The sequence below is a fragment of the Leucobacter faecis genome (assembly GCF_054456635.2).
On the sequence record NZ_JBTJEP020000004.1, the window covers coordinates 142014 to 165359 of the forward strand.

The 23346-nt window shown below is 64.5% G+C and carries 21 protein-coding genes; 17 read left to right on the forward strand and 4 right to left on the reverse strand.

Annotated features, from left to right (window positions below):
- The first annotated feature begins 46 nt into the window (after window positions 1-46).
- The 5 genes from ACXR2T_RS04965 (at window position 47) to ACXR2T_RS04985 (ending at window position 3480) form a co-directional block, all read left to right on the forward strand.
- Complete coding sequence (locus tag ACXR2T_RS04965; protein WP_458812595.1) at window positions 47-664, forward strand: superoxide dismutase; 618 nt, start codon at window positions 47-49, stop codon at window positions 662-664.
- A gap of 77 nt (window positions 665-741) precedes the next feature.
- Entirely contained in the window at window positions 742-1944 is a 1203-nt protein-coding gene (locus tag ACXR2T_RS04970; RefSeq protein WP_458837798.1) for a phosphoglycerate kinase, read from the forward strand.
- Complete coding sequence (gene tpiA, locus ACXR2T_RS04975) at window positions 1941-2735, forward strand: triose-phosphate isomerase (RefSeq protein ID WP_458837799.1); 795 nt, start codon at window positions 1941-1943, stop codon at window positions 2733-2735. Before ACXR2T_RS04970 ends, tpiA begins: the two co-directional genes overlap by 4 nt.
- Before the next feature lie 61 nt (window positions 2736-2796).
- Entirely contained in the window at window positions 2797-3042 is a 246-nt protein-coding gene (secG, locus tag ACXR2T_RS04980; protein ID WP_458812604.1) for a preprotein translocase subunit SecG, read from the forward strand.
- Between the two features lie 72 nt (window positions 3043-3114).
- A complete protein-coding gene (locus ACXR2T_RS04985) occupies window positions 3115-3480 on the forward strand; it encodes an RNA polymerase-binding protein RbpA (protein WP_458812607.1) in 366 nt (121 codons plus the stop codon).
- A 99-nt stretch (window positions 3481-3579) separates the two neighbouring features.
- On the opposite strand, the gene ACXR2T_RS04990 is transcribed toward ACXR2T_RS04985, so the two are convergent.
- The 3 genes from ACXR2T_RS04990 to tkt form a co-directional block, all read right to left on the reverse strand.
- Window positions 3580-5271: a glucose-6-phosphate isomerase gene (locus ACXR2T_RS04990; protein WP_458837800.1), complete on the reverse strand. Its 1692-nt coding sequence runs from the start codon at window positions 5269-5271 to the stop codon at window positions 3580-3582.
- Window positions 5268-6383, reverse strand: a complete 1116-nt coding sequence (gene tal, locus ACXR2T_RS04995; RefSeq protein ID WP_458837801.1) for a transaldolase — start codon at window positions 6381-6383, stop codon at window positions 5268-5270. The genes ACXR2T_RS04990 and tal overlap by 4 nt, the downstream gene beginning before the upstream one ends.
- A gap of 83 nt (window positions 6384-6466) precedes the next feature.
- The gene (tkt, locus tag ACXR2T_RS05000) at window positions 6467-8533 is read right to left on the reverse strand and encodes a transketolase (protein ID WP_458837808.1); all 2067 of its coding nucleotides are present in this window, start codon (window positions 8531-8533) and stop codon (window positions 6467-6469) included.
- 80 nt (window positions 8534-8613) lie between these two features.
- Here tkt and ACXR2T_RS05005 point away from each other — a divergent pair, with 80 nt between their 5' ends.
- Together ACXR2T_RS05005 and ACXR2T_RS05010 are read left to right on the forward strand one after the other, a co-directional pair.
- Window positions 8614-9540: a heme o synthase gene (locus ACXR2T_RS05005; protein ID WP_458837809.1), complete on the forward strand. Its 927-nt coding sequence runs from the start codon at window positions 8614-8616 to the stop codon at window positions 9538-9540.
- 461 nt (window positions 9541-10001) lie between these two features.
- A complete protein-coding gene (locus ACXR2T_RS05010) occupies window positions 10002-10802 on the forward strand; it encodes a methyltransferase domain-containing protein (RefSeq protein ID WP_458837810.1) in 801 nt (266 codons plus the stop codon).
- Window positions 10803-10809: 7 nt separating this feature from the next.
- On the opposite strand, the gene ACXR2T_RS05015 is transcribed toward ACXR2T_RS05010, so the two are convergent.
- Window positions 10810-11715: a COX15/CtaA family protein gene (locus ACXR2T_RS05015; protein WP_458837811.1), complete on the reverse strand. Its 906-nt coding sequence runs from the start codon at window positions 11713-11715 to the stop codon at window positions 10810-10812.
- A gap of 297 nt (window positions 11716-12012) precedes the next feature.
- Between ACXR2T_RS05015 and sufB the strand changes: the two genes are divergently transcribed.
- From sufB to ACXR2T_RS05065, 10 genes are all read left to right on the forward strand, one after another.
- Entirely contained in the window at window positions 12013-13431 is a 1419-nt protein-coding gene (gene sufB, locus ACXR2T_RS05020) for a Fe-S cluster assembly protein SufB (protein ID WP_458812649.1), read from the forward strand.
- Between the two features lie 2 nt (window positions 13432-13433).
- Complete coding sequence (gene sufD / locus ACXR2T_RS05025) at window positions 13434-14612, forward strand: Fe-S cluster assembly protein SufD (protein WP_458837812.1); 1179 nt, start codon at window positions 13434-13436, stop codon at window positions 14610-14612.
- On the forward strand, window positions 14612-14938 hold the full coding sequence (locus ACXR2T_RS05030) for a non-heme iron oxygenase ferredoxin subunit (RefSeq protein ID WP_458812653.1): 327 nt from the start codon (window positions 14612-14614) through the stop codon (window positions 14936-14938). Before sufD ends, ACXR2T_RS05030 begins: the two co-directional genes overlap by 1 nt.
- A 4-nt stretch (window positions 14939-14942) precedes the next feature.
- Window positions 14943-15701, forward strand: coding sequence for a Fe-S cluster assembly ATPase SufC (gene sufC / locus ACXR2T_RS05035; RefSeq protein WP_458837813.1), 759 nt, complete (start codon window positions 14943-14945; stop codon window positions 15699-15701).
- A 36-nt stretch (window positions 15702-15737) separates the two neighbouring features.
- The gene (locus ACXR2T_RS05040; protein ID WP_458812898.1) at window positions 15738-16061 is read left to right on the forward strand and encodes a metal-sulfur cluster assembly factor; all 324 of its coding nucleotides are present in this window, start codon (window positions 15738-15740) and stop codon (window positions 16059-16061) included.
- A gap of 4 nt (window positions 16062-16065) precedes the next feature.
- Complete coding sequence (gene zwf, locus ACXR2T_RS05045) at window positions 16066-17595, forward strand: glucose-6-phosphate dehydrogenase (RefSeq protein WP_458812657.1); 1530 nt, start codon at window positions 16066-16068, stop codon at window positions 17593-17595.
- Window positions 17592-18524: a glucose-6-phosphate dehydrogenase assembly protein OpcA gene (locus ACXR2T_RS05050; RefSeq protein WP_458812659.1), complete on the forward strand. Its 933-nt coding sequence runs from the start codon at window positions 17592-17594 to the stop codon at window positions 18522-18524. Before zwf ends, ACXR2T_RS05050 begins: the two co-directional genes overlap by 4 nt.
- Window positions 18521-19957 (forward strand): NADP-dependent phosphogluconate dehydrogenase, encoded by a 1437-nt coding sequence (gndA, locus tag ACXR2T_RS05055; protein WP_458812661.1) that lies wholly within the window; start codon window positions 18521-18523, stop codon window positions 19955-19957. The genes ACXR2T_RS05050 and gndA overlap by 4 nt, the downstream gene beginning before the upstream one ends.
- A gap of 2 nt (window positions 19958-19959) precedes the next feature.
- Window positions 19960-20721, forward strand: coding sequence for a 6-phosphogluconolactonase (pgl, locus tag ACXR2T_RS05060; RefSeq protein WP_458837814.1), 762 nt, complete (start codon window positions 19960-19962; stop codon window positions 20719-20721).
- A gap of 103 nt (window positions 20722-20824) precedes the next feature.
- A complete protein-coding gene (locus ACXR2T_RS05065; protein WP_458812665.1) occupies window positions 20825-22423 on the forward strand; it encodes an ABC-F family ATP-binding cassette domain-containing protein in 1599 nt (532 codons plus the stop codon).
- Window positions 22424-23346: the final 923 nt, after the last annotated feature.

A 23346-nucleotide genomic window follows, 5' to 3' on the forward strand; every position in this document is an offset into this window, starting at 1 on the left:
AGACTGGGCAGTGACAACTGTTCGTCACTGCGATTGGAGGGCCCCTATGGCTGCCTACTCACTTCCCGATCTTCCCTACGATTACTCGGCGCTCGAGCCGCACATTAGCGGCAAGATCATGGAGCTGCACCACTCGAAGCACCACCAGGCGTACGTCACCGGCGCGAACGCTGCGCTCGTGTCACTCGAAGAAGCCCGCGAGTCGGGCAACCTCGCAAACGTGAACAAGCTTGAGAAGGACCTCGCGTTCAACGTCGGCGGTCACGTCAACCACACGATCTTCTGGAACAACATGTCGCCCGAGGGTGGCGACCGCCCCGAGGGCGAGCTCGCAGCAGCCATCGACGAGTTCTTCGGCTCGTTCGAGAAGTTCCAGGCGCACTTCACGGCCTCGGCCATGGGCGTGCAGGGCTCGGGCTGGTCAGTGCTCGCATGGGACGCGCTCGGACAGCGCGCCAACATTGTGCAGCTGTTCGACCAGCAGGGCAACCTCCCCGCTGGCACCGTGCCGCTGCTGATGCTCGACGTGTGGGAGCACGCGTACTACCTGGACTACCTCAACGTGCGCGCTGACTACGTCAAGGCGTTCTGGAACATCGCGAACTGGCAGGACGTCGCGAAGCGTTTCGAAGCTGCACGCGCTCAGACGCCGGGCCTGATCTAACCCGTTCAAGTACCCCGGGGCTCGCACGCGCGGGCCCCGGGGCGCTGTTATGCAACCCGAAGGAACTTCTGCACCACATGCGCACTATTGAATCACTGGGTTCGCTGCGTTCACAGACCGTGATCGTTCGCTGCGACCTCAATGTCCCGCTCTCTGAAGGCGTCATCACCGACGATGGCCGCATTCGCGCCTCACTCACCACGATTCGGGAGCTGCGCAATGCGGGCGCCCGCGTGGTACTCATTAGCCACCTAGGCCGCCCCAAGGGCGCCCCAGAAGAGCGCTACTCGCTGCGCCCCGTCGCTACGCGCATGGGCGAGCTGCTTGAAGCCCCCGTGCGCTTTGTCGGTGAAACCGTAGGCGCAGACGCAAGTGCCGCGATCACCGAGCTTACTGACGGTGATGTCGTGCTGCTCGAAAACCTGCGTTTCAACCCGGGCGAAACAAGCAAAGACGAGGAGGAGCGTCTCGCGTTCGCGAAGCAGCTGGCCGAGCACGCAGACGCGTTTGTGTCTGACGGCTTTGGTGTCGTGCACCGCCGCCAGGCGAGCGTCACCGAACTCGCGGGTGTGCTCCCGAGCGCGGCGGGCCGTCTCGTCGCGGCAGAGCTTGAGGTGCTTGAGCGCCTCACCGCACGCGCCGAGCGCCCCTATACCGTCGTGCTCGGCGGCTCGAAGGTGTCAGACAAGCTGGGCGTTATCTCCCACCTGCTCGAACGCGTCGACACGCTGCTCATTGGCGGCGGCATGCTCTTCACGTTCCTCGCGGCTCAGGGGCACGACGTTGCGTCGAGCTTGCTCGAGGAAGACCAGCTTGACACCGTGCGCGGCTACCTGGCCGAGGCCGAACGCCGCGGCGTACGCATCGTGCTGCCGACCGATGTGGTCGTGGCAGCGGCCTTCGCGGCAGACGCCGCACACGAGACCGTGGCGGCAGACGCGATCGGTCAGTCGAGCTTTGGTGCAACGGGCATCGGCCTTGACATTGGCCCAGACTCGGCCGCCGAGTTCGCGCGGGTGATCAGCCAGTCTGCCACCGTCTTCTGGAACGGCCCGATGGGCGTCTTCGAGATGGCGGCATTCGCGGGTGGCACTCGCACCGTCGCGCAGGCGCTCGCAGACACCGACGGCTTCACCGTCGTGGGTGGTGGCGACTCGGCTGCAGCCGTGCGCGCCCTCGGTTTTGCCGACACCGATTTTGGACATATTTCTACCGGCGGCGGTGCGAGCCTCGAATTTCTCGAGGGTAAGCAGCTGCCAGGATTGGAGGTGCTCGCGTGAGCGAAGCACAACGTACACCCCTCATTGCGGGCAACTGGAAGATGAACCTCGACCACCTGCAGGCCATTGCGCTTGTGCAGAAGGTCTCGTGGTCACTGAAGGACGCCCGGCACGATTACAGTGACGTCGAAGTCGCCGTGTTTCCTCCGTTCACCGACCTGCGATCGGTGCAGACGCTGCTCACCGCAGACAAGCTGCCGATGGCGCTCGGTGCGCAAGACCTCTCGCCCGAGGCGGCGGGCGCATACACGGGTGACATTTCGGCGGCGATGCTTGCGAAGCTCGATGTACGGTACGCCCTGGTGGGGCACTCTGAACGTCGCAACGGGCACGGCGAAACCGACGAGCTGATCGGGGCAAAGGCCGCCGCGGCCAGCAACGCTGGCATGGTACCCGTGATCTGCGTCGGTGAAACCGCGGCAGACCTTGAAGAGCACGGCCCGGCCGCGATCCCGCTCGCTCAGATGACGGCTGCGGTCGCGAAGCTCCCCGCGGGGGCCGAGTTTGTGATTGCGTATGAACCGGTCTGGGCGATTGGCAGCGGCCAGGCGGCGTCAGCCGAGCAAGCCGAACAGGTTATCGCGGCGCTGCGCGCAGCCCTGCGCGATGTGGTGGGAGACGAGCGCGCAGACGCGACCCGCATTTTGTACGGTGGTTCGGTCTCGAGCGAGAACATCGCGGGCTTCATGGCGCAGCCCAACATTGACGGCGCGCTCATCGGTGGCGCAAGCCTCAAAGCCGATGAGTTCTCGCGGATCGCGCAGTTTCGCAAGCACGTCACGGGCGCCTAGGTAGCCCGACTATACTGGGGCGTAGGTTTTCCACGCCCGCAACCCGTGAAAGGTCACTCGCGTGCTCATTTTTAAGATCGCCCTGATCGTCATCCTCGTGCTGACGAGCCTCCTGCTGACGCTGTTCATTCTGCTCCATAAGGGCAAGGGTGGCGGCATGTCTGACATGTTTGGTGGCGGTGTGACCTCGAGCCTCGGCTCATCAGGGGTCGCCGAACGCAACCTGAACCGCATCACCGTGATCGTGTCGGTGGTGTGGGTGGCCTCCATCGTGGGCCTGGGGCTGCTCGAGCGGTTCTCGCTCTAAAGCTTCATCACACGTGTGCCCGGCGCCTGTGAGGCGTCGGGCACACGTTCGTACTCGAAAGAAAGGTTTCTAGTGGCAGGCAGTAACGCCATTCGCGGCGCACGTGTCGGATCGGGCCCCATGGGGGAGATGGATCACGGCGCACGCGCAGAACGCACGGCAATTTCATACTGGGATGCCCTCGGAAACGAAACGGTGCGTTACTTCGCATCAGATGTTTCGCCCGAAGACATTCCCGAGCAGATCGACTGCCCGGCCTCGGGCCTCCCCGCGGGCCGCGACCAGGCGAACCCGCCGCAGGTGCTCAAGAACGAGCCGTACAAGACGCACCTCGCCTACGTGAAGGAGCGCCGCACCGAGGAGGAGGCCGTCGAACTGCTTGACGCCGCCCTCGAGAAGCTGCGCGCACGTCGCGGCACGGCACGCAGCAAGGCATAGACCGAGCTAGATACAGCAAAGCGGGCGAGACCTTTTGGTCTCGCCCGCTTTGCTGTACGCGGCCGAATGCTAGGCGCGGCAGCGTGCCAGGAGAGGTCGCTACGCGAGCAGCTCGATGACCTGCTCGAGCACGCTCGCATCGCCCGGCGCGAGCGCTAGAGCGAGCACGGGCCTGCCCCGCTCAATGAGCACACCGCGGTCTCCGCGCGCCTGCGCGCTCAGCAGCGTGCCAAAGCTGCTCTCGGCGCCCGCGATCGCGAGATCCTCAGACCCCGGATCAGTGAGCTGCCAAAACGCGCCGAGCGCCGGCCCGCCCTTGTGTAGCTGCCCGACAGAGTGCAGGTAGCTGGGCCCGTAGCCGAGTGACACGGGTACCCCGAGGGCGGTGGCGAGGCGCGTGCGCAGCAGCTCGAGGGGTGCGCGCAGCGCCCCCTGCGGGTCAACGTAGCACTGCACCGCGAGGTAACCGTCTGTGGGAGTCATCGCGCGCAGGGTGCGCACGATGTCAGCGGCGGTCTCTACCGTGGCACCAGCGGGCTTCGCGAGCACGGTGGTGTTCCCCTTGGACGCAGTTATTCGTGTGGCCGCGGCCGCACTTGCGTCATCAGCGGCGACGGACTCTGCCTCGGCGAGGGCGGCGCGTGCCGCAACCTTCGCCGACTCCACGTCGGGCTGGTTGAACGGGTCGATGCCCATGAGCCGGCCGAGCGCCGCGGTCGCGAGCTCCCACGCAAGAAATTGCGCACCGAGCGCGCCCGAGACCGTGAGGTCTCGCGCTCCGGATCCGGCCTCTGCCGTCGCTGTCGTCGCTGCCGCTTCTGCCGCCTCAGCGCCAGGGCCGGCGACCCGTGCGGTGACGACGCAAGGCGGTACGGCCGCGAACTCAGGCGCATCGGAGGGCAGCGCGATAGGCAGCACCCCGAGGCCCTCTTTGCCCGTCGACTCGGCGACGAGCTGCTCGGCCCAGCGGCCGAGGCCCCAGCGAGCCGAGGGTGCCTCGTCGAGGGCGAGCACAAACCTTGCGGGGAGACCCGCGAACATGGCGGCAGCGAGCTGCAGCGCGGGGTTCGCGGGGGAGTCCTCGCCGAGTAACGTGCGTACCGCATCGGCCTCGCGTACGAGGCCCGCGACGTCGGCGCCTGCGAGCCCCGCGGGCACCAGCCCGAACGCCGTGAGCACCGAGAACCGCCCGCCCACATTGGGGTCGGCCAGAAACACGTGGCGGCCCGCGTCGCGTGATTCGCCCTCGAAGGGAGAACCCGGGTCGGTGACAATCACGAGACGGCTGCCCGGCTCAATACCCGCGGCTTCGAACGCCTGCTCAAAGGTGTCGAGGTGGCTGCGAGTCTCGATCGTGCTGCCCGACTTCGAGCTCACGATGACGGCCGTGCGAGCGAGATCGCCCGCGAGCGTACGCGCCACGGCGGCGGGGTCGGTCGAGTCGAGCATCGTGAGCTCGACGCCGGCCCACTGCGCGATCACGGCCGGGCCGAGACTCGAACCGCCCATGCCGCAGAGCACAAAGCGATCGACGCCCTGGGCCGCGAACTCGGCGCGCAGCGCCGCGATGCGCGGCAGCAGCTCGGCCGCCGCCGCGTCAACGTTGGTCCACCCGAGCCTCACCTGAGCTTCGGGCTGTGCAGCCTTGCCCCACAGGGTCGCGTCAAGCGCGAACGTGCGGCTCGCGACCTGATCGCGCACGAGTGCGGCGAGGGCGTCACGAAACACGGGGGTAGCGGTGAGGTGATCGGCGATGCGCACGTGCACCTCAGCGAGAGGCTGGGCGGTCACTTTTGCGCTTTCAGAGCCGCCTCAACCGTAGCGGTGAGGTCGTCCCACGAATCATCGAACTTCGACAGTCCCTCGGTCTCGAGCAGCTCTGTCACCTCGGCGTAGTCGATCCCCAGCCCGTCGAGTGCGTTGAGCACCTGGTTCGACTCGGCGTAGGAGCTCGTAACAACGGTGGCGGCGTCTGCGAAGTCACCGTGATCTGCCACGGCCTCGAGCGTGGCCTCGGGCATCGTGTTGACGACGTTCGGGGCGACGAGTCCGGTCACGTAGAGCGTGTCGGGCAGCGCCGGATCCTTCACGCCGGTCGAAGCCCACAGCGCGCGCTGCTTATTCGCGCCCAGTGACACGAGGTGCACCGCGCGCTCGCTCGCGAACGACTCTTCGTAGACCTCGTATGCGAGGCGAGCATTCGCAAGGCCTGCCTTGCCCTTGAGCGCGAGCGCCTCGGCCGTGCCAATCTTTTCGAGGCGAGCATCAACTTCGGTGTCGACGCGCGATACGAAGAACGAAGCGACCGAGTGAATGGTTGACAGGTCGTGGTCTGCCTCACGGGCCTGCTCGAGACCCGTGAGGTAAGCGTTGATGACCTCGCGGTAGCGCTCGAGGCTAAAAATCAGTGTGATGTTCACGCTGATGCCCGCCGCGGTCGCCTCAGTGATGGCCTCGAGGCCCTCGCGCGTGGCGGGAATCTTGATCATCGCATTGGGGCGTTGAACCTTCGCCCACAGCTCCTTGGCACGCTGTGCGGTGCCCGCGGTGTCTCGCGCAAGGTTCGGCTCGACCTCGATCGAGACGCGGCCGTCGCGGCCCGCGGTGGCGTCATATACGCCGCGCAGTACATCGCAGGCATCGGCCACATCGGCGCTCGTGAGCTCGGTGATGGTGGCGTCGACGTCAAGACCCTGGCGTGCGCACTCGGCGATGCGCGGGCCGTAACCGATGCCCGCACCAATGGCCTTCTGAAAAATGGTGGGGTTCGTGGTCACGCCCACCACGTTGAGCTCTTCAACAGCCTTCACGAGGCTGCCGGTTTCGAGGCGCTCGCGCGAGAGATCGTCGAGCCAAATGCTTACGCCAGCATCGCTGAGCGCTTGGGTACGCAAATTCGTCATAGAATGCGTCTCCGTTCTTGATAGGGGGTGTTGGCTTTGGGGGTGTGGCACGGCGCAGGGCCGTGCCACACCGGGTGCCCGGATTAGACCTGGGCGATGCTGTCGTGTGCGGCGGCGACCACGGCGTCGGTGGTGATGCCAAACTTCTCAAACAGGGTCTCGTAGTCGGCTGAAGCGCCAAACGTTTCGATCGAGACCGAGCGGCCGGCGTCGCCAATGTAGCGCTCCCAGCCCAGCGAAATGCCGGCTTCAACGCTCACGCGGGCCTTCACACTGGCGGGAAGCACCTCGGCGCGGTACTCAGCGGTCTGCTCAGCAAACCACTCGAGGCAGGGCGCCGACACAACGCGCGCGCCTACGCCTTCAGCGGCGAGACGCTCGCGCGCCTCGACAGCCAACTGCACCTCGGAGCCCGTCGCGATAATGATCACGTCAAGCTGCCCGGTCGGGGTATCTGCGAGCACGTACGCACCGCGGCGCACCGCGTCGGTCGCGGTGCCCTCAAACACGGGCACGTTCTGGCGCGTCAACGCGAGGCCGGTGGGGCCCGCGTGGCGGCTCAGCACCTCGTGCCACGCGATAGCGGTCTCGTTGGCGTCGGCGGGGCGCACCATTGCGAGGTTCGGAATCGCGCGCAGCGCGGCCATGTGCTCCACTGGCTGGTGCGTCGGACCGTCTTCGCCCAGGGCGATCGAGTCGTGGGTCCACACGAAGACGCTGGGCACGTTCATGAGGGCGGCGAGACGCACAGCGGGGCGCATGTAGTCGGCGAACTGCAAGAACGTGCCGCCGTAGCTGCGCGTATTGCCGTGCAGCTGAATGCCGTTCAAAATCGCGGCCATGGCGTGCTCGCGAATACCGAAGTGCAGCACGCGCCCGTACTCGTTACCCGTCCAGGTCGAAGTGGAGTGGTTTGCGGGCACAAACGACGCGGCGCCGGGAATCGTGGTGTTGTTGGAGCCTGCGAGGTCTGCAGAGCCGCCCCACAGCTCGGGCATGATCGGGCCAAGGGCCGCGAGCACCTTGCCGCTGGCGGCGCGCGTCGCGATGCTCGAACCGGTCTCGAACTCGGGCAGCGCCTCGAGTGCACCCTCGGGCAGCTCCTGCGCCTCGAGTCGGTCAAACAGTGCCTTACGCTCGGGGTTCGCGGCGGCCCAAGCATCGAAGCGCTCCTGCCAAGCGGCGCGGCGCTCGGCACCGCGGGCCACGGCGAGGCGAGTGTGCTCAATGACCTCGGGCGCTACGGCGAAATGCTGATCCGGATCAAAGCCCAGAGCGGTCTTCAGGCCAGCGAGCTCGTCGGCCCCGAGCTTCGAGCCGTGAATGCCGCCCGTGTTCTGCTTGCCAGGTGAAGGCCAGCCGATGATGGTCTTGAGGATGATGAGGCTCGGCTTGCCGGTCTCGGCCTTTGCCGTCTCGATCGCGTCGTTCAGCTCGACGATGTCTTCAACGTAGGCGCCGGTCTTCTTCCAGTCAACCTCGATGACCTGCCAGCCGTACGACTCGTAGCGCTTCGCCACGTCCTCAGAGAACGAGATGTCGGTGTCGTCTTCGATCGAGATCTGGTTCGAATCGTAGATCGCGATCAGGTTGCCGAGCTCTTGGTGACCCGCCAGCGACGAAGCCTCGCTGGTCACGCCCTCCTGCAGGTCGCCGTCGCCCGCGATCACGTAGATGTTGTGGTCGAAGGGGCTCGTGCCGGGCGCGGCCTCGGGGTCGAACAGGCCACGCTCGTAGCGGGCCGCGTACGCAAAGCCGACGGCCGACGCGAGGCCCTGGCCGAGCGGACCGGTGGTGATCTCGACCCCGTCGGTGTCGCCGTACTCGGGGTGGCCGGGGGTCTTCGAACCCCATGTGCGCAGTGCCTTAATGTCGTCGAGCTCGAGCCCGTACCCGCCCAGGTATAGCTGTACGTACTGAGTGAGTGACGAGTGGCCGATCGACAGAATAAAACGATCGCGCCCCGCCCACTTGTGGTCGGCGGGGTCATGGTTCATGACCTTCTGGTGCAAGAGATACGACACCGGTGCCAGGCTGATCGCTGTGCCGGGGTGACCATTACCCACCTTCTCGACGGCGTCGGCCGCCAACACGCGGGCGGTGTCTACCGCTTTATTGTCGAGCTCATCCCACTGAAGTTCGTTACCCAAGGCAAACCTTTCCTCGTTACGCGCGCGTGAATACGCACCCTCAATGATCCTACAGAGTTGAACAGGTACCATGGGGTGTGATGTCCACCCAGAATGAAGCTCATGTTCAGGTTCCCAAGACCCCTCGGTCGATTGGGCGCACGATCAAGAACTATGTCGCGCTCACCAAGCCGCGAGTGATGGAGCTGTTGCTCGTCGTGACCGTGCCCGCGATGATTCTCGCAGAGGGCGGGCTGCCGAACCTCTGGCTCGTGCTCGCCACCCTCATCGGTGGCGCGCTGAGCGCCGGGTCTGCTGGCGCATTCAACTGCTACATCGACCGCGACATGGATCGCAAGATGAAGCGCACCAAGAACCGGCCGCTCGTCACGGGCGAGATCTCTGATCGCAACGCGCTGATCTTCTCGTGGGTGCTGGGCGTACTCTCGGTGGTGTGGCTGTCACTCACCACGAACTGGCTCGCTGCCGCGCTCGGCGCCGGCGCCATCTTCTTCTACGTGGTGATCTACACGCTGCTGCTCAAGCGCCACAGCGAACAAAACATTATCTGGGGCGGCATCGCAGGCTGTTTCCCCGTGCTCATCGGCTGGGCCGCCGTCACCGGCACGCTCGGGTGGGCTGCCTGGGTGTTCTTCCTCATCATCTTCTTGTGGACCCCGGCACACTACTGGCCGCTGTCGATGCGCTACCGCGACGACTATGCCGCCGCTGGCGTGCCCATGCTCGGGGTCGTGCGCGGCCGCGTGACCGTGGGCCTGCAGATCATTCTGTACACGTGGGCGACCGTCGTGTCGAGCCTGCTGCTGATCCCCTTTGGCCCGATGGGCTGGGTGTACACGATCGTCGCTGTCGCCGCCGGGGCGCACTTCTTGTTCGAGGCGCACCGCCTGTACGGCAGCGCGATTCGCGGCCGTGAGGGCAAGCCGATGCGCGTGTTCCACGGGTCGATCACATACCTCTCGGTGCTTTCGATCGCGATCGCGGTCGACCCGCTGCTGCCGTTCTAGGGCGCATCTCGCCGGCCTCCCCTAGATGCGTGGGTCAGTAATGCGTTCTGCCCTGTAGCCGCGCCCTCGAGCAACCACGACTATGCATCGAAATAACGAGTCGCCACGATAAGTACGCTTTTATCGTGGCGACTCGTCATTTCGATGCCGCCTCGTCGACGATGCAAGACTCACGCGGTCTGCCCCCAATCACACCAGTCGACCCCCGCCGTGTAGACCACCAGCCACCCGACTATCGGTCCCTCGCGCGGTTCAGAGAAGTATCACCTCGAGGCATTCAGTGTACTGTTCACCCAGCTCCTCGCGCTGTGTGCGTGCGGTGCGAGGCCACTGGCGCGCTATGTGGTGACGGTGCCGGAGGGCTGGGACACGGTACCGACCCACCCACCTAGGGCAAGCTCGCTGGACTGCCCAGTTTCTAAGCGCCCGCGCGGGCGCGCGAAAGTCGCTAGGCTGCGGGCATGGCAGACGAATACACCCACGGCCATCACGCGAGCGTGCTGCGCTCGCACACCTGGCGCACCGCCGAGAACTCGGCAGCTTACCTGCTGCCGAGGCTCGTCGCGGGCCAGCGCGTACTCGATGTCGGTGCAGGGCCCGGCACAATCACGGCCGATCTGGCCCAGATCGTGGCCCCGGGGCTCACCGTTGGCCTCGATGCTTCGGCCGACGTAGTCGCCAAGGCCGCAGCCGAGTTTGACGGGGCGAGCTTACCCAATCTGCGGTTTGAGACGGGCGACGCGTACGCGCTTGAGTACCCTGACGCGTCGTTCGATGTCGTGCACGCGCACCAGGTGCTGCAGCACGTTGGCGATCCGATTGCCATGCTGCGAGAACTGAAACGGGTGACGGCACCCGGCGGTACGGTCGCGGTGCGCGACGTCGACTATGAGGGCGTGATTTGGGCGCCCGATTCGCCCGCTCTCGATGAGTGGCTTGAACTGTACCTCCGTGTACACCGCGGAGTGAGCGGGGAGCCCGCGGCGGGCCGCCACTTGAAGCGCTGGGCTCGAGCGGCCGGTTTGTCAGACGTTACCTGCTCGGCGTCGTTGTGGCTCTTTGAGAGCGACGAGGATCGTGCCTGGTGGGGTGGCATGTGGGCCGAGCGTGCGCTCGAATCTGCGTTTGCCGAGAACGCGCTGCGTTTAGGGCTCGCAGACCGGGCGTCGCTCGAACGGATCGCAGCTGGCTGGAGGCACTTCGCGGAGGATCCCGACGGCTGGCTGCTGATGCCGCACGCCGAGATCCTCGCGACCGTATAGTGCCTGTCTAAGCGGCGGGCACGAGCGCGACTGGGCGCTTGAGTCGCAGCACGGCGACCGTCATCGCTGCGGTCGTCAGCGTCGCAAGGACCATGTGCACGCCCACTGGGAATGGCGGCAGGCCGGCGCGCGCCTGAAAGACACCCACTAAGATCTGCACAACGAGCACCGCAAGAAGCGCCACGAACCAGCGGAGCGGGCGCAGCTTTTGTGCGGCAGCCCAAATGACGAGCGTGATGGTGAGGGCGAGGGAGGCGTAACCGGGCCACGAGTGCACATGGCTCATGAACACTGCGTCAACACCGTCCCGCTGAATCGTGGCATCTCCCGAGTGTGGGCCCGAGGCCGTAGTAATCACGCCAAACAACACCGTGATCGCCATGACCAGTGTTGCAATGTGCGTGGTGATGAGAAACGGCTTGGGTACGACGATTTCGCGGGGGCCAGCGGCCTCGTACATGCGAGCAACATAGGCAGCCGTTAGGCACACCAGAATGAGTGACACTACGTAGTGGAACGCGACTAGGTTTGCGTTCAGGTGCATCCAGACGATGACGCCGCCGACGAGTGCCTGGAGCACTACGAGTGCCAACACGATCACCGACATGCTGAACAGATCACGGCGAGCACGACGAATGCGCCAGCTCAGAAGCACCACGAGTATGCCAAAGACCAGCAGCGGGCCAGAAATGGTGCGATTGCCAAACTCAATGAGCGAGTGGTAGCTCAGCTCTTCCGTGGGCACGAGCGATCCCGGGGCGCACAGCGGCCATTCGGGGCAGCCGAGCCCAGAACCCGTGAGACGCACGGCCCCGCCCGTCGCAATAATGACAGTGTTGAGCACGAACGAGGTCCACGCGCTGAAGCGCAGCCAGCGTGAAATCGTGTGACCCGTGGCGGGGGGACTGCTCACGGGTGAATGGCTGGTGGTCGCGCGAGACAACTGGGCTCCTCTCAGGCAGCTCCTACATACACCATGGGGCAGGGCGTGCCCCTCCCGTTTTCATACAAAAAACTGTAGAATAGGAAGCTGTGGTTGTGATCGTCGATCCGATAGGCAATTTCTCGCTACGGATCGCCATCGTTCGCGGCCCAGACTACTGCACCGTGGCAGGGAACCCGATGAGTGCGGCATCAGTCGCATGGGTCGCTAATTCGGCGCGGCATGGGGTTTCTCGCGAAACGGAACTGAACTAATGAGGGAGGGATCATGCCAGAGGTATTGATCGACCGGCCCGAGCTTGAAGGCTTGGGTCAGTACGAGTTCGGCTGGCACGACACTGATGAGGCCGGCGCGCTAGCCAAGCGTGGCCTCAACGAGCAGGTCGTGCGTGAAATCTCGGCTCTGAAGAATGAGCCAGAGTGGATGCTTGAGCGCCGCCTGAAGGCCCTTAAGATCTTCGAACGCAAGCCCATGCCCACGTGGGGTGCTGATCTGTCGGAAATTGACTTCGACAACATTAAGTACTTCGTGCGGTCGACTGAGAAGCAGGCGACGAGCTGGGAAGAGCTGCCCGAGGAGATCAAAGAGACGTACGAGCGTCTCGGGATCCCCGAGGCCGAGCGCCAGCGTCTCGTTGCCGGCGTCGCTGCACAGTACGAGTCGGAGGTGGTCTACCACCAGATTCGTGAGGACCTCGAGGAGCAGGGCGTGCTCTTCCTCGACACCGACACCGCGCTGCGCGAGCACCCCGAGATCTTCAAGGAGTACTTCGGCACCGTCATCCCGTCGGGCGACAACAAGTTCGCGGCCCTGAATACCGCGGTGTGGTCGGGTGGCTCGTTCGTGTACGTCCCCAAGGGTGTGCACGTCGAGATCCCGCTGCAGGCCTACTTCCGTATCAACACGGAAAACATGGGCCAGTTTGAGCGTACGCTCATCATCGCTGACGAGGGCAGCTACGTGCACTACATCGAGGGTTGCACGGCCCCGATCTACAAGTCTGACTCCCTGCACTCGGCAGTCGTGGAGATCATCGTGAAGAAGAACGCACGCGTGCGTTACACGACGATCCAGAACTGGTCGAACAACGTCTACAACCTCGTTACGAAGCGCACGATCGCTGAAGAGGGCGCAACGATGGAGTGGGTTGATGGCAACATCGGCTCGAAGGTCACCATGAAGTACCCCTCGGTGTACCTCGTCGGTGAGCACGCAAAGGGCGAAACCCTCTCGGTTGCTTTCGCGGGCCCCGGCCAGCACCAGGATGCGGGCGCCAAGATGGTGCACCTCGCCCCCAACACGAAGTCGTCAATTCTGTCGAAGTCGATCGCACGTGGCGGTGGGCGCACCGGTTACCGCGGTGAGATCCGCGTCGAGGCGAACGCGCACCACGCAGCAAACTCGGTGGTGTGTGACGCGCTGCTCGTCGACACGATCTCGCGCAGCGACACGTACCCTGCGATCGATATTCGTACCGATGATGCGACGCTGGCACACGAAGCGACCGTGACGCGCGTGAGCGAAGAACAGCTGTTCTACCTCATGAGCCGCGGCCTGTCTGAAGAAGAGGCAATGGCCATGATCGTGCGCGGCTTCATCGAGCCGATTTCGCGCGAACTGCCCATGGAGTACGCACTCGAACTGAACAAGCTCATCGAGATGAGCATGGAAGGATCCGTCGGTTAAAGATGTCAACGCTTCAGACTGAACAACACGGTTTCAAGGCACACACTGACGGCGACTGGGACAATCGGGCACCGATTCAGACCCGCTCAGATCGTTTCAAATCGACCAACGTCGCTGACTTCCCCGAGGTCACCGGCCGCGAGGTCAACTGGAAGTTCACCCCGGTGGCCCAGCTCAAGGGCTTGCTGACCGGCGAACTGCGCGGCGGCGAGCTGCCGAGCGTGATCAGCGAGGCTGACGGCCTCAAGGTGAGCTACATTCCCATGGACTCTGAGCTCGTGGGCCGCGCTGGTATCCCTGAGGATCAGGCCGCCGCGAACGCGTGGGGCCAGGCCCAGGTGGCGCAGCACATTCTGCTGACAAGCCCCGAGCGTCAGACCGTCACGGTTAAGCGCCAGGAGCTCGGCACCGCGGCGACCGCCGCGCACACGGTGATCGAGGCGGCTCCGCAGTCAGAGGGTCTCGTGATCATCGAGAACACGGGCCAGGCAAACCTCACCGAGAACGTCGAGATCGTTGTCGGCGCGGGCGCAAACCTAACCGTCGTATCGATCCAGGAGTGGGACGAGGACGCGGTTCACCTGGCAAGCCACAACGTGACGGTGGGACGCGACGCGAACCTACAGCACATTGTTGTCTCGCTCGGTGGCAAGATCGTGCGGCTCAACCCCTCGATTCACCTTGATGAGCAGGGCGCCAACGGCGAAAGCTACGGCGCATACTTCGCCGACGCTGGCCAGCACCTCGAGCACCAGGTCTACATGGACCACAACGCTCCCCACACCCGCAGCCGTGTTGCCTACAAGGGCGCACTGCAGGGCGAGGGTGCGCACGCCGTATGGATCGGCGATGTGCTGATCCGCCGCGTGGCAGCAGGTACTGATAGCTACGAAGAGAACCGCAACCTGACCCTCACCGAGGGCACGCGCACCGATTCAATCCCCAACCTCGAAATCGAGACGGGTGACATTGCGGGCGCGGGCCACGCCTCGACCACGGGCCGGTTCGACGAAGAGCACATCTTCTACCTCCAGAGCCGCGGTATCTCAGAAGACGAGGCGCGCAAGCTTGTTGTGCGCGGGTTCCTCGTCGACGTGATTCAGCGCATCGGTAACGAGGAGATTGAGGCTCGTCTGCAGCAGGCAATCGACGCTGAGCTCGAACAGAGCGTGCTCGCGTAATGGCCAGGCAGAAAGCAATTGCCCTCGCTGATCTCACCCAAGACCAAGCGGTAAAGGTTGACATCGACGGGGTGCCGATTGCTCTCGTCCTCGATTCGAGTGGCGTGGTGCATGCCATTGGCGATACCTGCACTCACGGCCAGATCAGCCTCTCAGAAGGCTTTGTTGAAGGCGACACGCTCGAGTGCTGGGCGCACGGATCCCAGTTCTCACTCACCACGGGTGTGCCGCAGAACCTGCCTGCCTACGAGCCGGTTCCCGTTTATGTCGTCGAGATCGAAGACGGCGACGTGTACATTGACCCCACCATCACGAAAGAGATTTAAAGCTATGGCTTCCGTTCTTGAAATCAAGGACCTGCACGTCAGCGTCACGACCGAGCAGGGCGACAAAGAGATTCTGAAGGGCGTCGACCTCACGCTCAAGCAGGGCGAGATCCACGCGATCATGGGCCCCAACGGCTCGGGCAAGTCGACCCTGTCGTACGCGATCGCAGGTCACCCCCGCTACGAGGTAACGAGCGGCTCGATTCACCTCGACGGCGAAGACGTGCTCGAAATGGGCGTTGACGAGCGCGCGCACGCGGGCCTCTTCCTCGCGATGCAGTACCCCGTCGAGATTCCCGGCGTCACCAACTCCAACTTCCTGCGCACCGCGAAGACCGCGATCGACGGCGAGGCACCCGCGATCCGTACGTGGATGAAGGACGTCAAGACCGCGATGGACAACCTCCGTATGGACCAGTCGTTCGCGAACCGCAACGTGAACGAGGGCTTCTCGGGTGGCGAGAAGAAGCGCAACGAGATTCTTCAGCTCGAGCTCCTCAAGCCCAAGTTCGCAGTGCTCGACGAGACCGACTCTGGCCTCGACGTTGACGCGCTCAAGATCGTGTCTGAGGGCGTCAACCGCGCCAAGGACAACACCGGTCTTGGCGTCATGCTGATCACGCACTACACGCGTATCTTGCGTTACATCAAGCCCGACTTCGTTCACGTCTTCGTTGACGGTCGCATCGCAGAGCAGGGTGGCCCCGAGCTCGCGACGCGCCTGGAAGAAGAGGGCTACGACCGCTTCCTCGCCAAGGCGTAAGCTAGTCGTATGGCTGACGAAACGGTGGTCTCACCCATGTCGATCGATCCAGAGTTCAAAGAACAAGCGATCGAGGCGTTGAAGAACGTCTCTGACCCTGAGCTGGGCGTAAATATTTACGACCTGGGCTTGATCTACGATCTGGCGTTTGACGAAGAGCACGATGCGCTTGTGATTAGCATGACGCTCACGAGCGCGGGCTGCCCGCTCACAGACGTCATCGAGAACGATATTGCCGAGTGCCTCGACGGGCTCGTGACGGCGTTCCGCATCAACTGGGTGTGGATGCCGCCGTGGACCCCAGCTCGGATCACGGACGACGGGCGCGACATGATGCGCGCCCTGGGTTTCTCGATCTAATCACGTGAGCTCTAATCCGCTCCGCTCGCCCGGCGATCCGCGTCTCAACCGGATCGCCGGGCCCAGCTCCCTCGTCATCTTTGGGGTGACGGGGGATCTCTCCCGTAAAAAGCTCATGCCCGCGGTGTACGACCTCGCAAACAGGGGGCTTCTACCACCCGGCTTTGCGCTCGTCGGGTTTAGCCGCCGCGATTGGGCTGACCGCGATTTCGCCGAGATTGTGCACGACGCTGTACGCAAGTACGCGCGCACCCCGTTCAGGGAAGAGACTTGGCGCCAACTCGCAGAGGGCATTCGTTTCGTGCAGGGTCGCTTCGACGACCCCGATGCCTATGTGCGGCTGCGAGACACCGTCGACGCGCTCGACCGAGAGCGCGGCACGATGGGCAACCACGCGTTCTATCTCTCGATCCCCCCGAAGTCCTTCCCTGAGGTCGCACACCACCTGTCGAGCTCGGGGCTCGTCGACCAGAAGGCCGACGACGCGCGCTGGCGCCGCGTCATCATCGAGAAGCCCTTTGGTGAAGACCTTGCCTCTGCTCAGGCACTCAATGAGACTCTCGAGCACGCGTTTCCCGCTGATTCCATCTTCCGGATCGATCATTACCTGGGCAAAGAGACCGTTCAGAATATTCTGTCGCTCAGGTTCGCGAACTCGATGTACGAACCGATCTGGAACCGTAACTACGTTGACCACGTGCAGATCACCATGGCCGAAGACATTGGCGTGGGTGGTCGTGCCGGGTACTACGACGGTGTGGGAGCGGCCCGCGATGTGATTCAGAATCACCTGCTGCAGCTGCTCGCGCTCACCGCGATGGAAGAGCCCATTGCACTGAGTGCAGAACACCTGCGCTCCGAGAAGGAGAAGGTGCTCGAGGCGGTGCGACTGCCAGAGAACCTGGCCGAAGCGACCGCGCGCGGGCAGTACGGGGGCGGTTGGCAGGGCGGTGAGCTCGTGCCCGGCTTCCTCGAAGAAGACGGCATGAACCCCGAGTCGCACACCGAAACGTATGCGGCGCTGAAGTTGTTTGTGAACACCCGGCGCTGGGCCGACGTGCCGTTTTACCTGCGCACCGGTAAACGCTTGGGCAGGCGGGTGACCGAGATCGCTGTCGTGTTTCGGCGCGAGGCCGGTGAACTGTTCGCGAAAGCGCACGGCACCGACATGGGCGCCAACGCGCTCGTGATCCGGGTACAGCCCGACGAGGGCATCACCATGCGATTCGATGCCAAGGTTCCCGGCACCGGCACGCGCGTGCGTGACGTCACCATGGACTTCGGCTACGGCCACGCGTTCACCGAAGCGAGCCCAGAAGCGTACGAGCGACTCATCCTCGACGTGCTGCTGGGCGACGCGCCGCTGTTCCCGCGGCAGGCCGAGGTGGAACTGTCGTGGAAGATCCTGGACCCGATCGAGGAGTTCTGGGCGGCACAGCCCGACAAACCCGAGCAGTACGCGCCCGGCTCGTGGGGTCCAGATTCGGCGCACGCCCTCATGGCCCGCGATGGTAGAAGTTGGAGACGGCCGTGATCGTACAGCTGCCAAACACAAACGTCAGTGCGATTGCTAACCGGCTGGTGTCGTTGCGGCTCGAGGGTGGCGTGTCAGCGTTGGGCCGTGTGCTTACGCTGGTCATCGCCGCCACTGAGCCCATCGACGAAGCCGTCGTCGAAGCCGCAAATCACGCGTCGAGTGAGCACCCTATGCGCGTGATCGTGCTGGTCGAGCTGCCCGATGAGCCTGAAGCGCGCCTTGACGCCGAGATCCGAGTGGGCGCAGACGCTGGCGCGAGCGATGTCGTGGTGCTGCGCGCCTACGGTGACGTGTGCAGCGGGCTCGAGAGCCTAGTCAACGGGCTGCTGCTGCCCGACGCTCCCGTCGTCGTTTGGTGGCCGGGGGAGGCGCCGTACCTGCCGGGAGCGCACCCACTCGGGCGCATCGCCCAGCGACGCATCACCGACAGCGCCGCCGTGCACTCAGACGCGTTTACGCAGCGGGTGCGCGCCTACACGCCGGGCGACACCGACCTTGCCTGGACCAGGCTGACGCGCTGGCGGGAGTACCTGGCGGCGATCCTCGATCAGCGGCAGTTTGGCCCTGTCACCGAGGTGGAGGTCGTGGGCGGCCCCGAGTCACCCTCCACGAACATCTTGGCGGCCTGGCTCGAACTCGCACTCGAAGTCCCCACGCACTGCACGCTCAAGCGCGACGACTCGCCGCTGGGTGGCGTGCGCTCGGTCACGCTGCACAGCGCGAACGGCCGAGCGCAGCTTGAGCGCGTCGCTCCGGATCGTGCGATTCTGCGCCAGCCGGGCCAGCCCGAGCACGAGATCGTGCTGCCCAGGCGTACGCTGCGCGAGTGCCTGGCAGAAGAACTACGCATCCTCGACGAAGACGCCATGTATGGCCGAGTCGTCGCCCAACTTGAAGCACACACACGAACGGAGCAGCCCGCATGAGCGAAGGCACAGCAAACATTGGCGTCGTAGGGCTCGCGGTCATGGGCGCCAACCTGGCACGGAACCTCGCGAGCCGTGAGGGCAACACGGTGGCAGTGTTCAACCGCAGCCACAGCCGCACCGAAGCGCTCGTGGGCGAACACCCCGAGGCGGGCTTCGTGCCCGCAGCATCGTACGCCGAGTTTGCGGCAAGCCTGACGAAGCCGCGTACCGCGATTTTGATGGTGCAGGCGGGAGAGGCAACCGACGCGACGATCAGCGCGATCGCCGACGTGTTTGAGCCCGGTGACATCATCGTCGACGGCGGCAACGCCTATTTCCCCGACACTATTCGGCGCGAGCGCGAGATGCGCGCCCGCGGCATCAACTTTGTGGGCGTCGGCATTTCGGGCGGCGAAGAGGGTGCCCTGAACGGCCCGAGCATTATGCCCGGTGGTTCTGACGAGGCCTGGGCGACCCTCGGCCCGATCCTTACGAGCATTGCGGCCGTCGCCGAGGGTGAGCCGTGCGTCACCCACGTTGGCCACGACGGCGCCGGTCACTTTGTGAAGATGGTGCACAACGGTATTGAGTACGCCGACATGCAGCTCATCGCTGAGGCTTACGACCTGATCCGGCGCGGAACAGGGAAGTCGCCCGCCGAGATTGCAGATATTTTTGCGCAGTGGAACACAGGCGAGCTTGAGTCGTACCTCGTGGAGATCACCGCCGAGGTGCTGCGCCAGGTGGACCAGGCGACCGGCGCGCCGCTCGTCGACGTGATCCTCGACCGGGCGGGCGCCAAGGGCACCGGGGCCTGGACCGTGCAGACGGCGCTGTCACTGGGCGTGCCGGTGTCGGGCATCGCCGAGGCGACATTTGCGCGCTCGCTCTCGTCGCAGGCGGGCCAGCGGGCGGCCGCGGCCGCGCTGCCCGGGCCGAGCGAGACGTTTACGGTCGAGAACGAAGAGGCATTCATCGAGGACGTGCGGCAGGCGCTCTATGCGTCGAAGATCGTGGCGTACTCACAGGGCTTCGACGAAATTCGTGCTGGCGCGGCCGAGTACAACTGGAACATCGACCTCGGGGCCGTGTCGCGTCTGTGGCGTGCCGGCTGCATTATTCGCGCGCAGTTCTTGAACCGGATCGCCGACGCGTTTGCGGCGGATGACCAGCTGACGTTGCTCATGGCAGCTCCGTACTTCGCAGACGCCCTCTCGCGCGGCCAGGCAGCCTGGCGCCGCGTGGTCATCGCGGCCACGCAGGCCGGCATTCCCGCGCCCGCGTTTTCGTCGTCGCTCGCGTACTACGATGGCCTGCGCGCAGATCGACTGCCGGCGGCGCTGGTGCAGGGTCAGCGTGACTTCTTTGGTGCACACACGTACCGTCGCACCGATCGTGAAGGGTCGTTCCACACGCTGTGGTCGGGCGACCGCAGCGAAGTAGCGGTGTAACCGTGGCTGCCGAAGCGATGCTCACCGTGCGCGAGGTTGACAGCCTCGCAGACTTGGGCCTTACATGCGCTGACGAGATTCTGAGCGTGTTTCGCACGCGACAGGCCGAGGGCAGCGTGCCCTGCATCGTTTTGACGGGCGGCCGTGCGGGCGCCGCGGTGCTCGCGGCGCTCGGTGCGCGGGCGCAGGCCGATCGCACATCAGCCCACTTGGCGGCGGGTGTCGACTGGCGCCGGGTGCGGTTCGTATGGGGCGATGAGCGCTGGCTGCCCGCGGGCGATGCCGAGCGCAACGACCTGTTGGCAGACAGCACGCTGTTTGCGGCCGTGGAGACTGATCCGGCACTCGTGCACAGGGTGGCTTCGAGCGCGGCCGAACTGTCGCTCGATGAGGCTGCGGCCGAGTACGCGACGATCATCGCAGGGCTTACGCAGATTGATGTGGCGCTGTGCGGGGTGGGGGAGGACGCTCACGTGGCCTCGCTGTTTCCCGGCCGCGATGACCTGCTGCAGGAGGGGGCACAGACCCCCGCCGCGTTTGCGGTGCGCGAGTCGCCGAAGCCGCCCGCCGAGCGGGTGTCGCTGAGTGTCCCCGCGCTGCGACGCGCCGACCGTGTCTGGTTGCTCGCTTGCGGCGACGGCAAGGCCGAGGCCGTAGCTCACCTGCGTACGCGACGTGAGCCGCTCGTGCCCGCGGCGCGGGTGACTGGCAGCCGCGAGACGGTACTGTGGGCAGACGCCGCGGCGCTCGGAGCCGGTCGCTAACGGCACCGGCCCCGCGGGCTCAGCTCGGCCAGGTAGACTAGTGAGGTTGCCCACCCGGTGGGCTCGTCTATCTGGCCGTTTGCTGTTTTAAGGAGCCCCACTCGTGATCACCGTCGAGGATCTCGCAATTGACGTCGGCGCCCGCCGTCTGATGGGCGGCGTCAACTTCCGCGTGAACCCCGGTGACAAGATCGGCCTCGTGGGCCGAAACGGTGCCGGCAAGACCACGCTTACGCGCACCCTTTCGGGGGAGCTGCAGCCCGCAGAGGGCAAGATTACTGTGACGGGCGAGCTCGGCTTTCTGCCTCAGGACCCTCGGGTCGGTGACCCCGAGCAGATCGCCAGGCACCGGATCCTCGATGCTCGCGGTCTCGGCACGCTCACCAAGAACATTGCCAAGGCGACCGAGGACATGTCATCAGACGACCCGGTGGTCGCTGAGAAGGCCATGAAACGGTTTGGTAACCTGACCGACCGGTTTCACGCGCTCGGCGGGTACGCGGCAGAGTCAGAGGCCGCGTCGATTTCGAGCAACCTCGGCCTGCCCGACCGCATTCTCGACCAGCCACTGAAGACGCTCTCGGGCGGTCAGCGGCGTCGCATCGAGCTCGCGCGCATTCTGTTCTCAGACGCCGACACGATGATTCTCGATGAGCCAACGAACCACCTCGATGCCGATTCAATCGTGTGGCTGCGCGAGTTCTTGAAGACGTACAAGGGCGGCGTGATCGTGATTTCGCACGACATCGAGCTCGTGGGCGAGACCGTGAACCGGGTGTTCTACCTCGACGCCAACCGCCAGGTCATCGACGTGTACAACATGAACTGGAAGCTGTATCTGCGCCAGCGCGCGGCAGACGAAGAGCGACGCCGCAAGGAGCGCACGAACGTCGAGAAGAAGGCTTCGGCGCTCAAGGATCAGGCTGCCAGGTTTGGCGCCAAAGCCTCGAAGGCCGCCTCAGCGCACCAGATGGTGGCTCGTGCTGAAAAGATGCTGTCAGGGCTCGACGATGTGCGCCAGGTCGAGCGCGTCGCGAAGCTGCGGTTCCCAGACCCGTCGCCGTGCGGCAAGACCCCACTCATGGCTCAGGGGTTGTCGAAGTCGTACGGTTCGCTCGAGATTTTTGCGGGCGTCGACCTCGCGATCGATCGTGGCTCGAAGGTCGTCGTGCTGGGGTTGAACGGCGCGGGCAAGACCACTCTGCTGCGTATGCTCGCACAGGTGGACGAGCCCGACACGGGCGAGATCATCGCGGGGCACGGTCTCAAGGTCGGCTATTACGCGCAGGAGCACGAGACGCTTGACGTAAAGGCGAGTGTGCTACAGAACATGGTGTCGGTGTCACAGCACCTCACCGAGACTGAGGCGCGGCGCGTACTCGGTTCGTTCCTGTTCACCGGTGACGATGTGTTGAAGCCGGCGGGCGTGCTCTCGGGCGGTGAAAAGACCCGTCTCGCGCTCGCGATGCTCGTGGTCTCGAGTGCCAACGTGCTGCTGCTTGATGAGCCCACGAACAACCTCGACCCCGCAAGCCGCGAGGAGATTCTCGACGCACTGGCGCACTTCACCGGCGCCGTGGTGCTGGTGTCGCACGACCACGGCGCGGTCGAAGCGCTGAACCCCGAGCGCGTGCTGATCATGCCGGAGGCCACCGAGGACCACTGGTCAAAGGACTACCTCGAGCTCATCGAACTCTCGTAACAGTTCTCAGCGGCCGCGCCGATAGGTTGACTCGTCATCCTGCGCGTCTCCTTCGTCATTCTGCGCGTCTCCTTCGTCATCCTGCGCGTCTCCTTCGTCATCCTGCGCGACGAAGGAGTCGCAGGATCCACGACCCAACGCCCGATTTTCGCTCTTGCAGGAGATCAGCGTTTATGCAGGACTGAATCAGTGTTTTGGTCCTGCACGAGTGCTGATCTCCTGCACGAGTGCTGATCGCCTGCATGAGGTGGGGACTTGGAGTTGGATTCTGATTCTTCGACGTATGTCAACTCGCTATTTGAGGGGCAGCTGCAGCGAAATGCTTGACGTGCAATATGCTGCTTCAACCAGCGGCGCACTTCCTTTAGCGTCAGCCCTTCACCATGCCTCTGCTCCACGTACGCACGCGTAGCCTCGTCACACCGTGCCCGGGGCACCGCGATCACATGGAGTGCCCGGTTCAGCCGTCGGACGCAATACCTGTTCAACCGGTGCCGCACAGTGTCCCTCGTCGACGCCGCGGCCGGGGAGGCCCGATCTTATGGGCAGCAGGTGCATGACTCACTCATGCTGATCGAGCCGATGACCGGGCATGCCGCCCAATACTTATTCACGCTGTCCCTGAGAAGCAGGGCAAGGCAACATGTCACGGGTCCGCATAAAATGCTCGGGTCGCGCCTTGCCGGGCCGCGGAACGGGCCAACTCTTTACTGTGGTTTCCGCTGTGCTGGTACGGCGCAGCCGAAGCCCAGCATGCGGCTACTAAATACAGGCCAGATTTGCTGCAGCAGTGAGTTCTACATCAGCTGCGCAGAGACTTTGCAATGCTCCCTCCGCAAAAGCCGCACTATTCGCCACTCGAACACCTGCCTCCGCAGAAAGCCAGACAATCAACTCGGAATAAATGGCCCCTTTGCCCTCTG

Excerpts from the sequence above, each read along its gene's own strand:
- ACXR2T_RS05030 (WP_458812653.1), top strand. The coding sequence starts at position 14,612 with ATGGCCAGGCAGAAAGCAATTGCCCTCGCTGATCTCACCCAAGACCAA.
- tal (WP_458837801.1), bottom strand. The coding sequence starts at position 6,383 with ATGACGAATTTGCGTACCCAAGCGCTCAGCGATGCTGGCGTAAGCATT.
- sufD (WP_458837812.1), top strand. The coding sequence starts at position 13,434 with ATGTCAACGCTTCAGACTGAACAACACGGTTTCAAGGCACACACTGAC.
- ACXR2T_RS04965 (WP_458812595.1), top strand. The coding sequence starts at position 47 with ATGGCTGCCTACTCACTTCCCGATCTTCCCTACGATTACTCGGCGCTC.
- ACXR2T_RS05010 (WP_458837810.1), top strand. The coding sequence starts at position 10,002 with ATGGCAGACGAATACACCCACGGCCATCACGCGAGCGTGCTGCGCTCG.
- sufC (WP_458837813.1), top strand. The coding sequence starts at position 14,943 with ATGGCTTCCGTTCTTGAAATCAAGGACCTGCACGTCAGCGTCACGACC.
- ACXR2T_RS05005 (WP_458837809.1), top strand. The coding sequence starts at position 8,614 with ATGTCCACCCAGAATGAAGCTCATGTTCAGGTTCCCAAGACCCCTCGG.
- sufB (WP_458812649.1), top strand. The coding sequence starts at position 12,013 with ATGCCAGAGGTATTGATCGACCGGCCCGAGCTTGAAGGCTTGGGTCAG.
- ACXR2T_RS04970 (WP_458837798.1), top strand. The coding sequence starts at position 742 with ATGCGCACTATTGAATCACTGGGTTCGCTGCGTTCACAGACCGTGATC.
- ACXR2T_RS05040 (WP_458812898.1), top strand. The coding sequence starts at position 15,738 with ATGTCGATCGATCCAGAGTTCAAAGAACAAGCGATCGAGGCGTTGAAG.
- gndA (WP_458812661.1), top strand. The coding sequence starts at position 18,521 with ATGAGCGAAGGCACAGCAAACATTGGCGTCGTAGGGCTCGCGGTCATG.